This is a genomic window from Nostoc sp. DedQUE08 (assembly GCF_034530895.1).
Taxonomy (GTDB): Bacteria; Cyanobacteriota; Cyanobacteriia; order Cyanobacteriales; family Nostocaceae; genus Nostoc.
In genome coordinates this window covers 1-14,135 of sequence record NZ_JAVRCD010000051.1, presented here as the reverse complement: position 1 = coordinate 14,135, position 14,135 = coordinate 1, and the positions used below count along the sequence as shown (strand labels likewise).

The following is a 14,135-nucleotide window of genomic DNA, read 5'->3' as shown; positions in this document are numbered from 1 at the left end:
AGGTTAAGCGAGTTACAAGTGTTGATACCAAGAAAAGGGGAGACAAAGCATAGCTTTGGCTCTTTGGGGTGCAATGATTGTAGGAATCATAACTAATTTCCGAACTTCCGCGCGGAGTTTTATGAGTCCTATAGCTGTATTTGCTAAATTTGATGGGCGATCGCTTAAAATTTAAAAGTTGGTGATTGTTATCTGCTCAAAAGAATGCCTCACTCAAGTTTTCAGCGTGCAAATACTCTTAAAGCGGCTTTTTTGGCTTGTAATGTTGAGCCGCTTGAACCAGCAGAAATGGAACGGTATTATGTCGATCTGTCGCTGGTGCGGAAAACTTCGGCTATTGATAATGTCAGTACAATTTTGGATTTTCAAGAAGCAGGTGATTTTACAACAATTTTATTTACCGGACATCGCGGTTGTGGAAAAAGTACGGAGTTAAAAAAAATTCAGAGTCTTTGGGAAAATAATTATCGGGTTATTTATTTGGAAGCAAACGAAGAGACAGATATTAATGATACCCGGTATACAGATTTATATTTGATTGTAATTAAACAAGTTGAATTTGAATTACGAAAATTAGGTTTGACTTTTAATCAAGATTTATTAAAAAGTTTTGAATTATGGTTTAAAGACATCACTCAAGAAAACGAGCAAAGTGTCGAGAAATCAGTCAACGTCGAGGCAGAAGCAACTCTCAGCCCTACTGCGCCATTTCTTGCCAAACTAATGGTCAAATTGCTGGCACAAATTAAAGGCTCGGACAAGCAAAAGACAACTATTCGGCAAACTCTAGAAAAAGATTTATCTCGCCTCAAATCTGATACTAATCTATTATTAATCGACGCTTACACAAAATTGCGACAAAAATTTCCTGAGTGTAAAGGTTTATTAATTATCTTCGATAATTTAGATCGGGTTCCTCCTGTGGTAGCAGAACATTTGTTCTTTGATTACGCGGCTCAGATGCAAGAACTAAATTGTACAATCATTTATACAGTACCAATTTCAATTCTTTGCTCGCCAAAAAATCCCCTAAATCAATTTGATGGTAATCCTCATATTGTGCCGATGATTAATATCTATGAGTTTGAGCGGCATAAATGCGATCTAAATTATAATCAGACAGGCTTAGATGCGATGGCAAGTGTAATTGAAAAGCGGGTTGATATTGATGCAATTTTTGAGAGCCGTAATCAATTATTAGAACTAGCAAAAGCAAGTGGTGGCCATGTGCGTCAGCTAATGCAAATGATGCGCTCTGCATGTCAAACAGCGAGTACCAAAAAACACGCAAAAATTATGTCTGAAGATATAGAGTATGCAGTTAAACAGCAACAATTTAGTTTTGAGCGGTTTATTCCTGAAGAACATTACCCTCATTTGGCTCAGGTTTGTTTAACTAAAAATGTTAGTAAAGATGAAATTGGACAATTAATGTTATTTAATACTTCCGTATTGGAATATAACGGTGATAAACGGTGGAATTATCCAAATCCAGTGGTGAAGCGAAATGAGTTCTTCCAAGAAGCTCTCCAATCAGCACAAAAACAGTGAACTTCAAGCCGAAATAGGTAAATTTATTGCCTATAATCAAGATGAATTTGCTGAATTGGTGACATTTGTCGATTTTGCAGAAAAATTTACGTTAGGTTTTATTGAAATTAACTTTACACCAGATATAGATTTATTAATTGCTGGATTGCAACAGAATCCTCAATGTGAAGAAATCCAATTTGTGGTTTTAGATTTTCCTGAAAAGAATTTGCGATTTCTGCGGGATGAATTGGTGGAGCAATTAGCCAAAATTACTAAAGAAACAAATAAAAAAATTGTTTTATTAATTCGGAATTTAGAAAAATCGATTGGTGTTTTTGGAGATTATCCACCAGTTTTACAAGATTTAAACTTCGTCCGCGATTCCTATCGTCAAAGTGTACCTCATCCGCTTTTATTTATCTTGCCAGATTATGCAATTTCGCGGTTAGCAAAATTTGCACCTGATTTTTGGGCTTGGAAATCAGGTTTATTTCGCTTTAAAACGACAGAATCGACTAGAGATAGGGCAATTGCCAATACTCTGAATGCAGACACAAATATAGAACGCTTACCAACACCAGAACAACAAGAACGCATCGATTTATTACATGGCTTGTTGATGGAATATAACCCAACTGGAGAAATACCCAGCCCAGAAAATCTCCGTAATTGTGGTAATATTTTAAATGAATTGGGCAAAGCATATTTAAGTCAGCACAAACCAATCCAAGCTAGAGAGTATTTAGAAAAAGCTTGCGAAATTACCAAGAAATTCCCTGATTATTCCTTACAAATCGAAGTCATTAATCGGTTAGGTGAAAGCTATCAGCAGCAACGACAGTTTGAAAGTGCAAACAGCTATCATCAACAAGCTTTAGATATTGCCAAAAAGCAGAAAAATCGTCGTGCTATCGCCAATTCCTTGTTTTATTTAGGTAATGTGTCTCTGGATATGCGACAGTTCCACCAGGCACGGGATTATTATCAACAAGCTCTAGAAATCGAAATCGAATTAGGCAATCGCTATTCGAGTGCTAGCACTTACCACAACTTGGGATACGTTGCCCAAGACTTGCGAGAATACAACCAGGCACGGGATTATTATCAACAAGCCTTGGAAATCTTTATCGAATTTGGCGATCGCTATTCGAGTGCTAGGACTTACCACAACTTGGGAATCGTTGCCCAAGAGTTGCGGGAATACGACCAGGCACAGGATTATTATCAACAAGCCCTGGAAATCTTTATCGAATTTGGCGATCGCTATAACTGTGCTAGGATTTACTACCAGTTGGGAAATGTTGCCCAAGAGTTGCGGGAATACGACCAAGCACAAGATTATTATCAACAAGCCCTGGAAATCACAATCGAATTTGGCGATCGCTATAACTGTGCTAGGACTTACCACCAGTTGGGAAGGGTTGCCCAACAATTGCGGGAATACGACCAGGCACGGGATTATTATCAACAAGCCCTGGAAATATATATCGAATTTGGCGATCGCTATTCGAGTGCTAGCACTTACCACCAGTTGGGAAGGGTTGCCCAACAATTGCGGGAATACGACCAGGCACGGGATTATTATCAACAAGCCCTGGAAATATATATCGAATTTGGCGATCGCTATTCGAGTGCTAGCACTTACCACCAGTTGGGAAGGGTTGCCCAAGAGTTGCGGGAATACGACCAGGCACGGGATTATTATCAACAAGCCCTGGAAATCAAAATCGAATTTGGCGATCGCTATGCGAGTGCTAGCACTTACCACCAGTTGGGAAGGGTTGCCCAAGAGTTGCGCCAATACGACCAGGCACGGGATTATTATCAACAAGCCCTGGAAATATATATCGAATTTGGCGATCGCTATTCGAGTGCTAGCACTTACCACCAGTTGGGAAGGGTTGCCCAAGAGTTGCGGGAATACGACCAGGCACGGGATTATTATCAACAAGCCCTGGAAATCAAAATCGAATTTGGCGATCGCTATGCGAGTGCTAGCACTTACCACCAGTTGGGAAGGGTTGCCCAAGAGTTGCGCCAATACGACCAGGCACGGGATTATTATCAACAAGCCCTGGAAATATATATCGAATTTGGCGATCGCTATTCGCAAGCTCTCACGCTTTATTGTTTAGGAACGCTTGCACAAGCAGAGGAAAACTATGCAGAGGCTAGGACTAATTTGCAGGCAGCGTTGGAGATATATGTTGAGTATCAGGATGAATATTGGTCTAAGGTAGCACGGGAAATTTTAGAGGGTTTACTGGAGTAGAGGATATGGGCGATGTGCGATGTCTAACGACAAGCTGCGTTGCATCTACGCGTTTGCTTGATTGGTTTGGGAGAGCGATCCTTCTCCAGTTATCCTTAAAAGTTACAATGAGTATGGTGTCAGCAAGTCCAGCTTCAACCTGTCAAGCAATCATTCCCTTTTCGACGTTATCCGCATCAGTGCGAACCTCGCGTATGCGTTCCTCGTCGAGATTTTCCGGTAGAAATCCACCTGCTTGCATTTTCCATAATCTATAGTAAGCGCCGCCGAGTGCCAGCAGTTTGGTGTGGGAACCATCTTCGATAATTCGACCTTTGTCGAACACCAGAATTCTATCTAGATGGACGATGGTAGATAATCGATGAGCTACTACGATGACCGTTTTGCCATTCATTGCTAAGTCGAGGGTATCTTGGATCGCTTTTTCGGTAATTGAATCGAGGCTAGAGGTGGCTTCATCTAAAATCAGAATCGGCGCATCTTTGAGAATTACCCGTGCGATTACAATCCGCTGTCTTTGCCCCCCAGACAACTTAACACCACGTTCGCCTACCAGAGAATTGTAACCATCCTTACTTTGAACGATGAAATCGTGAGCATGAGCTTTTCGCGAAGCTTCCATCACTTCCTCATCGGTTGCATCCAAGCGTCCGTAACGAATATTTTCTAGCAAAGTGCGATGGAACAGAGATGGATCTTGGGGAATTAAGCTGATCTGAGCGTGTAGTGCATCCTGAGTCATGTCTCGAATATCGACCCCATCAATGATAATCTGTCCAGATTGTGGGTCAAATAAACGCAGAATCAGATTGACAAAGGTGGATTTTCCAGAGCCGGACAAGCCCACCAGTCCGACACGCTGTCCCGCTTGAATGGTGACAGAAAGGTTGTTGAAAACTTTCTTCTCTTCTGTGTAGTTGAAATTCACCCGCTGAAACTCAATCTTACCTTGAGTGATTGAGTGGGCGATCGCTTTCTCGCGATCTACCAATTCGTGGGGTTGAACGATGGTGAAAACACCATTGGCGACATTCCCAACGTGTTCAAAAAATTCCAGAAAGCGGCGGCTCAAATTACGCGCTTCACTGATGATCAACAGTGATAAGCTGGTTGCTACAACAAAGTCAGCAGTAGCGATCTTTCCTTGACTCCAAAGAGAGAGCGAGTAATACAGTGTGCTAATTTTCAGAATGGCTGCTGAGATGAACTGAAACCAGCGAATGCGCTCCGAGTACCAGTTGGACTCTCTCACGTGTTTGAGTTCGTGCCTTAATTGCTCGTTCAAATAACGTCGTTCAAAACCGAAGCGAGCAAACAGTCGGCTACTAGTGAGATTTGTGACTGTATCTACAATGATGCCAGTTGTCTCACTTCTGGCGGCTGCGGCTTTGCGGGAGTAAAATCGGCAGCGAGTTGCCAGCCAAAACGAAATACTGATGAAGAGAACTGCCCATATTCCCACGAGTGCAGCCAGTGGAGGATAGGCGCGATACAGTATCGTCGTGGCGACGGAATACACAACAATTACTGGCATAAATTCAGTAATCATCATTTGCATCGTTTGGGTAACACCCAGAGAAGTTTCGCTAATCCGATGTGCCAATGCCCCGGAAAAACTGCTGCTTAAGTAGCGATGCGAATGGTGTTGTAAGTAGGCATATAGCGATCGCACAATGTGCTGTCGGTGGATGGGATGGAGAATCGTTTGTAAGAGTCCAGCCGAGCGTCCAAATACCACTTCACCCACACTCAAGCCGATGAATAACATCAAGGGTTGCTTCATAGCATCAAAAATCGGCTTGCTATCGCCGGTCGATCGCGTCACGCCCCGAATGATCTCGCCAATAGCATAAGGCAACATAATGCCACAAGTTGCGTGTATTACCTCCAGGATTACCATTAACACATACCACCAGCGAAACTGGTTAACAAAATAGCAAATGAACTTAAATGGAGTTGATGGCAAATCTGGTGCATCAGGGGCACGTTGAAAGGATTTGGATTGTCTAGCTTTTTTAGTCATGAAAGTCGATCTCTTAGCATCATTTTCACTTTTCTACCAGATAAAAATGGACGACTAGATAAGCCGCCCGATGGCATTAGAGACTTTTAGAAGTACTCCACTTTGAGTCATTTGTCATTTGTCATTTGTTATTCGCTGCGTCCCTAGTTTCTAACGAAGAGAATCTCCTCTTCGGTATTCGGCTGTTATGTCATCTAACTTTTGTTTCAAATTGTCGTCAAGTTTTAGTTCTAGTGCCTTGAGGTTATCAGCAAGTTGTTCTGGACGGCTAGCGCCAATGATGGGGGCAGTGATAATCGGATTAGATAAAACCCAAGCCACTGCTAGAGTGGTGAGGGAAAATCCGGCGAGATCGGCTACCGTGCGTAAATCTTCAACAGTATTAAATTCGCGATCGCGCCAGTAGCGTTCTTGATAACGTTCTGCGGCAGCACCTAGCGTAAAACGCGTACCTGATGTGGGGCCTTGAGTAAAATTGTGTTTGCCTGTAAGTAGACCACCCGCCAAAGGATTGTAAGAAATTACACCCAATCCTTCTTCTTTGGCAAGAGGCAATAGTTCTCGCTCAATTTCGCGGAATAACAGGTTGTAACGGGGCTGAATTGAGACGAACTTGGTTAGATTGCGCGTTTCAGCACGACCCAAAGCGCGGGCGAGTCGGTAGGCTAAGAAGTTAGAAACCCCGATGTAGCGCACCTTGCCAGCACGAACCACTGCATCCAGCGCTTCCAAAGTTTCATCAAGGGGAGTTGAAGCATCATCGGAGTGCAACTGATACAGGTCGATATAATCAGTTTCCAAGCGTCGCAGAGAAGCATCGATCGCATCCAAAATATGTTTACGCGAAGCCCCTTGATCCCAAGGTGCAGGGCCAACTCGACCAACGCACTTGGTAGCTAAAATAAAATGTTCGCGTTTGCCTTTGAGCCAGCGCCCAATGATTTCTTCGGTGCGTCCCGCAGTAGCAAGTCCGCCGCCGAGGGGATAAACGTCGGCTGTATCTAAAAAATTGATTCCGCCATCGGCGGCGGTGTCGAGGATTTGCCTAGAAGTTTCTTCGTCGGTTTGTAAACCAAAGGTCATAGTGCCGAGACAAAGACGCGAAACGGTCAATCCAGTTTTACCGAGATTAGTGGTTGGTAAAGTCATAAAGATGTTGTTAATTGAGAAAGTGTGGAAATTTTAAATAGAATGCGACGTGCGTTCCGCTTCGCTAACGCAAAACTAAAACCCTGACACATCGACTAAGCCATGATTTTTAAGGTGTGAACCAATTTAACCAACCTTCCCAGTTTTGGACGATCGCAGCAAATTCTGCATAACCATCAGCTTTTGGGTGAGCGCCGTCATTAGCTTTTGCTTCCGCTAGCCAGATTGGGGACTTCAGCAAAGGAGAAAACACATCGAGATACGGAACATCTACTTCATTACAAACCAATGCGAATTCCTTTGACAGATTTGCAAGAATTTGATTTCTTTTTTCTTGATCGACATCACCACAGGGTGGCGGACTAACCATCAAGATCGGATAGAGTTGCTTTGCTTGGCTTAAGATACTGCGAGCATTTGCGATCGACTCTGAAAGTTCGATTCCTTGATGTTTTCCCGCCCATCCTGAATCGTTTGCCCCAAAGGAAAACACTACTCGACCATCAAATTCTTTTGGGAGACGATACGAGACTTCCGAGTACCAACGTTGTTTGAGATACCGACTTGTCTCTGCCCGCACCCCCAAGTTGTAATGGGTGATAGCGTATCCTCTTGACTCAGCATTGCGGCACACTCTACCTGTCCAACCCAGAAACTCTGGATCGCCTGTGCCATTGACAAAGGATTCACCAATAAAACAAATTCTGATTTTTTTGCGATAATCTGACATAAGTCAACTAAATTTTGCCGAAAAAGTTCGGCTTTGACTTGAGAAGAAGCATTATGTTCATGATTCTAGAAGATATTAATATATTGTTATGTTAGGCAGGCAGGACGCTGCCTACCTCAGAGAATATTGCAAGTTAGTTTTTGAACATTTCACCTCAAGCAACTACAGAAATTTCACGCCGATTCTGGGAAATTAGCCATTGCTGCAACTTCGGATCGCCGTATACCTCATCTGCAATAAAATGATCGCCTTCTGGTAGCACTGTTAAATCGACTTTCCCCCCGACTTTGCGTAAGCGCTCAACAAAATGCTCTGTATCCTCAATCGGCAGATTTTTGTCCTGTCCACCTTGGAATATCTGAACGGGAATGTTTTTGAGTGCAGCTAGTTCGCTTTCTGCTAATGTTTTTGGTACACGTCCAGACACAGGTACTAAACCTGCGAAGCGATCGGGATGTAAAGCAGCGATATGCCAGATACCCGCCGAGCCTAAGCTGAACCCGGCTAATATCACCCGCGCTGGATCGACAGGCTGAGAAACAATCAGTTCATCAAGCAAAGTAAGCACATCATCTGCTCGATCTGCCCAAGTCTGTTCAGCCAGAATTTGGGGTGCAGCGAAGACATAAGGCAATGAGTCGGATAAATCCACGAAACGAGGTAAACCCCATTTCAGTAGTACATTCAAATCCGTCCCGCGATCGCGTCCTCCATGCAGAAAAAGTACTAAGGGTGCAGGTTGCTTGACATTGTCAGAAACAGGTGAGAAAAGGTAAGGCAAGGAACCATTGTTAGTGTCATGAGAGCGTTGTTCAACAGGCATTGTTATGACTCCTAATTTAATTGGGAATTGGGCATCCCTTCGGCTTCGCTCAGGGCAAGTGGGCATGGGACATTGATTATTTTTCCTCATCTAGCCCCACGCCATGATCTCGGCTTTTATGCCACTACTAAACTCTTGTCCACTTGTTGAAATTCGCTGTTACCTACCTTAGATTCGATCGCTGTACCCTTGAAGAAATCGGGGTTAGCTTGGGTGTAAAACTTGTAGGGATTAGCGAATACATAGGATTTGAAGTCGGCTTCGGTCAGGACGCCTTCTTGTACGAGATCCCAGCTTTCAGCCAAGGGAGAAGTTAAGTCTGGTACATCCCAGTGACCAACATCGGAGGAATAGATGGCGTTGATTTTAACTCCCAAGGGATTGGCTTTGTCGTTAAATGCCGTAGCGATGGTGCGATCGTCGGACTCGGAACCAAAGAAGAAACTATTCACCCAGCGATCGCGGATGTCTTCAATTGTTTCAATACCTGCGGCTGCAAAATCGTCCAATTCGCTACCAATCGGCGCACGGCTATGACGGCTGAATGAAGCTCCTAGTACAGTCTTGGTCAATTCATCCTTATCGAGGGAATACCCTTGAGTCACTTCTGCACCGTAGCGCTCAAATATTTCAAACAACTCATCAGAATTCGTCAACGCTGGATTGTAGTTTTCCAGTGCCTTGATATTGCGCTTCAAGAACCGATCTACCAAATGAATGTAGACACGCGCACCCCAATCTGCACCACCTTCCAGCATCGCTACACGCAACTGCGGAAAACGCTTGGTAACACCGCCGAAGAACAGCGCCTTCGCAAATGCTTCCGAACCATCGGCGAAGTGACCGATATGGTTGTTCATGTAGTTACTGATGGAGGAGCGACCAGTCCAACCCTGACTGCCGTAATGGGTGGTAACAGGTACGCCAAGTTCCACGACCTTTGCCCAGAAAGGATCGTAGTCGTATTCACTATCTAGTCCGTAGAAGTCGATATAAGAAGCATACTTGGCGATTTCGGGGAATTTATCGGCTGGATATTTATCAGCGATCGCTTTGATTGGCCGTTTCACACCGCCAGTGATATTAATCACCTTTAAGCCCAGTGTTTTCACCGCAAACTCTAGCTCCTCAATGCCTTCTTGGGGAGTAGTTAATGGGATACCAGCTACCGGTGTCAAGCGATCGCTATATTTCCGGTAAATATCAGCATGATAGTGATTAACCGCGCGTTGCAATGCTTGACGATTCTCTGCACTCGCTCCAGCCGATGCTAAAACATTGTTGGGAAACAGCACCGAATAGTCCGATCCTTGCTCTGCCTGACGCTCATAGAGCAATCCGGGAAGGGTGTAAGTAGCAAGATCCAATGTGTTTTTAGTAACTCTAGCCCACCAAGGCGATCGGATTGTGCGGTTGTATTGACGTTCTTCAGGAGTTTGTTGATACCAGTCTTTACCGTTGCTCTTAGAGTTGAGGCGCGAGGCTTCCGTCTTGCGTAACTCATCTACAAGTTTCACACCGCCGTACTTAGCGATGTAATCCTCAAAAGCTGGCGTGAAATCATTGGTATGAACATCGGTGTCGATTACCGGATAATCAAGGGTTGCTCTGATTGCAGCAGAGCGTGAAGTCTTCAATCGGCTATATTCAGTCATGTTTTTTCCTTCCCTACAACAAAAATTACAGGTTTTTTCAGCATCCAATGCTGCTATTGACAAATACATTTCCTGTAGAGACGGCGATTTATCGCGTCTCTCCACAATTGTCTGTAGGTGGCGATCTACAGAAAGTGCAATTTAAAAGGTATGGCATAAGCATCCGTGAAAAATTCATTTACACTACAGCACTGTAAACACAGTGCAGACATGAAAAGTCATTTACGCCAACACCAATCTTTCATCTAGTTGTTTAGCAGCAAAACGATTGGCCGGACGACGCAATCCCAGGTTTTCGCGCAAAGTACTGCCTTCGTATTCAGTACGGAACAGTCCGCGTTTTTGCAGGACGGGAACAACTAGGTTAACGAATTCATCCAATCCTGTGGGAAGGATTGGCGGCATGATATTAAAGCCATCGGCTGCACCGTTGTTGAACCATTCTTCTAGCTGGTCGGCAATGGTTTCGGGAGTACCGAGTATGGTGCGATGACCTCGTGCAGTAGCAAGAGAAAGATACAACTGGCGCAGCGTGAGAGTGCCACGAGTAGCCAAATCTCTAACTAGTTTGAGACGACTTTTATTAGTGTTGGTGTCGCTGGGTAGTTCGGGAGCCACATCATCTAAAGAATATTTCGACAAATCCACACCCTTGTAATAGTTCTTTAAAATCCCCCAGGCGACATCGGGATGGATTAACGATTGCAAGAATTCGTACTTTTCTTGAGCTTCTGATTCAGTCCGGCCAATGATTGGGAAAGCACCAGGCATGATTTTGAGATCGTCTGGCGATCGCCCATATTGTGCTAGCCTACCTTTGACATCAGCATAAAACTCTTGGGCATCGGCTAGGGTTTGATTGGCGGTGAAAATCACCTCAGCAGTGCGTGCAGCTAAGTCCCGTCCCGATTCGGAGGCTCCAGCCTGAACAATCACCGGATAACCTTGGGGCGGACGACCAACGTTTAAAGGGCCTTTTACAGAGAAATATTTGCCCTTGTGGTTCAATGTATGCAGTTTATCAGGATCGAAATAGACACCAGACTCTTTGTCACGGATGAAAGCATCGTCTTCCCAACTATCCCATAGACCTTTCACCACTTCCACAAACTCTTCAGCTCGTTCATAACGCTGGCTGTGTTCTGGGTGATGCTCAAGTCCGAAATTACGTGCAGCATTTTCATTGCCTGTTGTGACTACATTCCACCCGGCCCGGCCTTTACTCAAGTAGTCTAGGGAAGCAAACTTACGTGCCAGGGTGTAGGGTTCTTCATAAGTGGTCGAAGCGGTGGAAATGAAGCCGATGTTTTGAGTTACAGAGGACAAGGCCGAGAAGAGGGTAACAGGCTCAAAATGGGCAATTTTCCCATTGCGATGCTGAGTTTCTGGAGCGCCGCCCCAGACTCCTGGACTATCTGCTAAAAAAACTGCATCGAATAAGCTGCGTTCGGCGGTTTGGGTAATTTCTTTGTAATGCTCGAAATTCAGCCCCGCATCTGCTTGTGAATTGGGGTGTCGCCAAGCAGAGACATGATGTCCGGTGGCTTGAATGAATGCACCTAAACGAATTTTGCGTGTTGTACTCATATATTTTTCTTTGCTTATAGTGCGTTAGCGGAGCGTCTCGTAGAGAAAGCTTAGGCTCGGTATGGCTGATTTGCGCTACGCCAGTTATGATTACTACTGCTACAAAAGGTAGGCATTCACCTCTTGCTAGACACTCAATGTTGTCATGCAAAGCTTTTCTAGTAACTTGCCGTTCAGTTACCTATCTAATTGCTCAAAAATCAAATAACCGAACTGTAAGTCAGGTTAATACCACAGCAGAATTAGGAATTCTGCTGTTTGGCGCTCTAATCACCATAAATTTATCTAGTAATTTTACTTACCAGATAGAGCCTACACAATAAATACAAAAAAAGATGTGCTGGAAATCACAATAACACGAAAAACTAATTATTAGTTTTTCAAACATTAAGTATTGCAAATTAATTATTTACTGAGTATATAGTTATTTATGGTATTGAAAGCTTATTGCACAATTCTCTAGGTTCCTTTGACCGAATGACACTAAGTTAAGATATAGCCCTAGCCCTGACTGGTTCCCAGGCTCCAGGCTGGGAATCCATTCTGGGAGGCTCTGCTGAAAGTGGCTATGATTGAATAATGAATCAATGCATTCACGTCGCTAAGTGTCGGGGTAGCATGGCGATCGTCGGGGTTTGATAGTGGTGCTTCCCATCGCCATTGCTACACTACCCGTTATCCAACGAGCATGGGAGGGTATTAGTGTAGAACGAAAATTGAATATTGACTTTTTGGATTTGATGGCGATCGCGATTACTAACTTCGAAGGGCAATTTCTCACACCATCGCTGATGCTCGGTTTAATTGAAGTCGGTGAAAATATCCGCGATCGCACGGCTCGTTCTTCTGCTCAACAAACTCTAGATTTACTTAGTTCTCTAGGGCAATTCGTCTGGGTGGAACGCAATGGCGACAAGCAAAAAATTCCCATTGCATTAATTTTCAGGTTTTGGCTACAAAGTTTAGTTACTATTAGAAAATAGAGGCTCAAAGGTTGACTAAATCAAAGTTTCAGAATCTTGCTTCAATTATTTTCCAAGAGTGACAAAACAGGGCTAAACCAGTAGTGATAACACATTAGGAGAACTTCTATATCCACTAGCTGTAACAACAAAGAGTAACTTTTAACTGATTACTCCTGAAAGTGGGTGCAGTATTGTTAAATGAAAACTATGTCTGGTTTCAGTTTTAAGATACCGTTCTTGCAAAGGTTGCCACTGCTGCCACGACTGATAACGATTTTCAGTTAATAAATTAGCAAGGGTGGGCAACTTAGTGTGAATTTCTGATTTATATACATCTCCAAGCCAGTCAGTTAAAACGGCACTATCTTGCATCGTACCCAAAATTTCTTGGATATTTTTCACTTCTGTAATATAAGCTTCGTAAGACTCGCCATATAAGTCAGTAAATAACTCCATTTGATAGCGTATACGTTTAGCTTCTTTTCGCAAACTATGAATATTTTCACCTTCTGTTGTCAATTGTTTTTCTATCTTTTTTGGTTTCCAGTTTTTCTGGATCTTCACTTCTGATTCTACAATTTCAGTACCAACTAGCCAACCTGGATGCAATAAGAAGTTACTCACTTCTGGTAAAAGTAAGTCTGGTAGTACTTGCTGAATGGCAATAGATGCCAAAGGTTGATAAGTAGGTTTTTCTAACCACTTATCCAATGCATCTTTTAAAGACTTGTAAGATTCATCGTTTAATGTTTTCTGTACGCTCGATTCTACATCTTCACGTTGTTTCGCCAAAGCTGTAAAAGCTGTTTGCAGAGATTCCTGTTCTTTGCGGGGTAAGTTTGGTTTATAATTGTTTTCCAAACTTTCTTTAAGTACGTCTAAATCTCGCAGATTACCAAGACGACGAGCTATTTTACCAATATTTTTATCGCTGACTGGTTTCGACAGATCCACTGCTAGCCCAAACCGAGTTACCGCTGTCCGTAGGCGGCGCATTCCCACTCGCATTTGGTGCAGCGCTTCTGGATCTTCATCTTTCTTTACTGATTTTTCCCACTTCAAGGTTTTATTAAAGTGTTTTTCAATCGCTTGGTAGGCATAGTCACCGAGAGTTTTTACTGTAGTTTGTGTAGCTAATTTCATAATTTATCTCAATTATTACCTCACGAAGTTATTGCATAATAACAACATTCTTTAAAAAAATGCATCTACTTTTGATATTTTTTTAGCTATGAGGATTGCCAGGTATGCTTATAACTATTGATAGTTGCATCTTATCTTATAAATATGCAATATCTATCAAAGGATTACAATCATCTCATCCCCCTTAAGTTGAGATGAGATATATAGGACTCATATTTGATTGCGTGAAAAAAACTCAGTACAGCTTTATTCCTT

Annotated in this window: 11 protein-coding genes and 1 pseudogene; 5 read left to right on the top strand and 7 right to left on the bottom strand. The window is 43.2% G+C overall.

Translation table 11 applies throughout. The features are described 5' to 3' along the window. Nucleotides 1–204 precede the first annotated feature (204 nt). Both RMY64_RS27245 and RMY64_RS27240 read left to right on the top strand, forming a co-directional pair. Nucleotides 205–1,551, top strand: a complete 1,347-nt coding sequence (locus RMY64_RS27245; RefSeq protein ID WP_322701647.1) for a P-loop NTPase fold protein — start codon at nucleotides 205–207, stop codon at nucleotides 1,549–1,551. Then, nucleotides 1,508–3,805, top strand: coding sequence for a tetratricopeptide repeat protein (locus tag RMY64_RS27240; protein ID WP_322701646.1), 2,298 nt, complete (start codon nucleotides 1,508–1,510; stop codon nucleotides 3,803–3,805). Before RMY64_RS27245 ends, RMY64_RS27240 begins: the two co-directional genes overlap by 44 nt. 142 nt (nucleotides 3,806–3,947) lie before the next feature. Here RMY64_RS27240 and RMY64_RS27235 read toward each other — a convergent pair whose 3' ends face one another. From RMY64_RS27235 to RMY64_RS27215, 5 genes are all read right to left on the bottom strand, one after another. Further along, nucleotides 3,948–5,828: an ABC transporter ATP-binding protein gene (locus RMY64_RS27235; protein ID WP_322701645.1), complete on the bottom strand. Its 1,881-nt coding sequence runs from the start codon at nucleotides 5,826–5,828 to the stop codon at nucleotides 3,948–3,950. A 150-nt stretch (nucleotides 5,829–5,978) separates the two neighbouring features. Continuing rightward, nucleotides 5,979–6,977 (bottom strand): aldo/keto reductase, encoded by a 999-nt coding sequence (locus tag RMY64_RS27230; RefSeq protein ID WP_322701644.1) that lies wholly within the window; start codon nucleotides 6,975–6,977, stop codon nucleotides 5,979–5,981. Between the two features lie 109 nt (nucleotides 6,978–7,086). Further along, nucleotides 7,087–7,707: a GDSL-type esterase/lipase family protein gene (locus RMY64_RS27225; RefSeq protein WP_322701643.1), complete on the bottom strand. Its 621-nt coding sequence runs from the start codon at nucleotides 7,705–7,707 to the stop codon at nucleotides 7,087–7,089. 154 nt (nucleotides 7,708–7,861) lie between these two features. Further along, complete coding sequence (locus RMY64_RS27220; protein WP_322701642.1) at nucleotides 7,862–8,530, bottom strand: dienelactone hydrolase family protein; 669 nt, start codon at nucleotides 8,528–8,530, stop codon at nucleotides 7,862–7,864. Between the two features lie 116 nt (nucleotides 8,531–8,646). Further along, complete coding sequence (locus tag RMY64_RS27215; protein ID WP_322701641.1) at nucleotides 8,647–10,185, bottom strand: amidohydrolase family protein; 1,539 nt, start codon at nucleotides 10,183–10,185, stop codon at nucleotides 8,647–8,649. Between the two features lie 47 nt (nucleotides 10,186–10,232). Here RMY64_RS27215 and RMY64_RS27210 point away from each other — a divergent pair, with 47 nt between their 5' ends. After that, nucleotides 10,233–10,382 carry a hypothetical protein gene (locus RMY64_RS27210; RefSeq protein WP_322674452.1) on the top strand — a complete coding sequence of 50 codons (150 nt, stop codon included), beginning with the start codon at nucleotides 10,233–10,235 and terminating at the stop codon, nucleotides 10,380–10,382. 25 nt (nucleotides 10,383–10,407) lie between these two features. Here RMY64_RS27210 and RMY64_RS27205 read toward each other — a convergent pair whose 3' ends face one another. Continuing rightward, nucleotides 10,408–11,772, bottom strand: a complete 1,365-nt coding sequence (locus tag RMY64_RS27205; protein ID WP_322701640.1) for an LLM class flavin-dependent oxidoreductase — start codon at nucleotides 11,770–11,772, stop codon at nucleotides 10,408–10,410. An 86-nt stretch (nucleotides 11,773–11,858) separates the two neighbouring features. Between RMY64_RS27205 and RMY64_RS27200 the strand changes: the two genes are divergently transcribed. Then, nucleotides 11,859–12,095: a hypothetical protein gene (locus tag RMY64_RS27200; RefSeq protein WP_322701639.1), complete on the top strand. Its 237-nt coding sequence runs from the start codon at nucleotides 11,859–11,861 to the stop codon at nucleotides 12,093–12,095. 330 nt (nucleotides 12,096–12,425) lie between these two features. Further along, a pseudogene (locus RMY64_RS27195) lies at nucleotides 12,426–12,704 on the top strand (heavy metal translocating P-type ATPase); the annotation flags it as partial. Nucleotides 12,705–12,896: 192 nt separating this feature from the next. On the opposite strand, the gene RMY64_RS27190 reads toward RMY64_RS27195, so the two are convergent. After that, complete coding sequence (locus RMY64_RS27190) at nucleotides 12,897–13,880, bottom strand: CHAD domain-containing protein (RefSeq protein ID WP_322701638.1); 984 nt, start codon at nucleotides 13,878–13,880, stop codon at nucleotides 12,897–12,899. Nucleotides 13,881–14,135 lie beyond the last annotated feature (255 nt).

What these genes read in the sequence shown, in the direction of transcription:
- RMY64_RS27245 (WP_322701647.1), top strand. Translation starts at nt 205, where the DNA reads ATGCCTCACTCAAGTTTTCAGCGTGCAAATACTCTTAAAGCGGCTTTT.
- RMY64_RS27240 (WP_322701646.1), top strand. Translation starts at nt 1,508, where the DNA reads ATGAGTTCTTCCAAGAAGCTCTCCAATCAGCACAAAAACAGTGAACTT.
- RMY64_RS27235 (WP_322701645.1), bottom strand. Translation starts at nt 5,828, where the DNA reads ATGACTAAAAAAGCTAGACAATCCAAATCCTTTCAACGTGCCCCTGAT.
- RMY64_RS27230 (WP_322701644.1), bottom strand. Translation starts at nt 6,977, where the DNA reads ATGACTTTACCAACCACTAATCTCGGTAAAACTGGATTGACCGTTTCG.
- RMY64_RS27225 (WP_322701643.1), bottom strand. Translation starts at nt 7,707, where the DNA reads ATGTCAGATTATCGCAAAAAAATCAGAATTTGTTTTATTGGTGAATCC.
- RMY64_RS27220 (WP_322701642.1), bottom strand. Translation starts at nt 8,530, where the DNA reads ATGCCTGTTGAACAACGCTCTCATGACACTAACAATGGTTCCTTGCCT.
- RMY64_RS27215 (WP_322701641.1), bottom strand. Translation starts at nt 10,185, where the DNA reads ATGACTGAATATAGCCGATTGAAGACTTCACGCTCTGCTGCAATCAGA.
- RMY64_RS27210 (WP_322674452.1), top strand. Translation starts at nt 10,233, where the DNA reads ATGCTGCTATTGACAAATACATTTCCTGTAGAGACGGCGATTTATCGC.
- RMY64_RS27205 (WP_322701640.1), bottom strand. Translation starts at nt 11,772, where the DNA reads ATGAGTACAACACGCAAAATTCGTTTAGGTGCATTCATTCAAGCCACC.
- RMY64_RS27200 (WP_322701639.1), top strand. Translation starts at nt 11,859, where the DNA reads ATGATTACTACTGCTACAAAAGGTAGGCATTCACCTCTTGCTAGACAC.
- RMY64_RS27190 (WP_322701638.1), bottom strand. Translation starts at nt 13,880, where the DNA reads ATGAAATTAGCTACACAAACTACAGTAAAAACTCTCGGTGACTATGCC.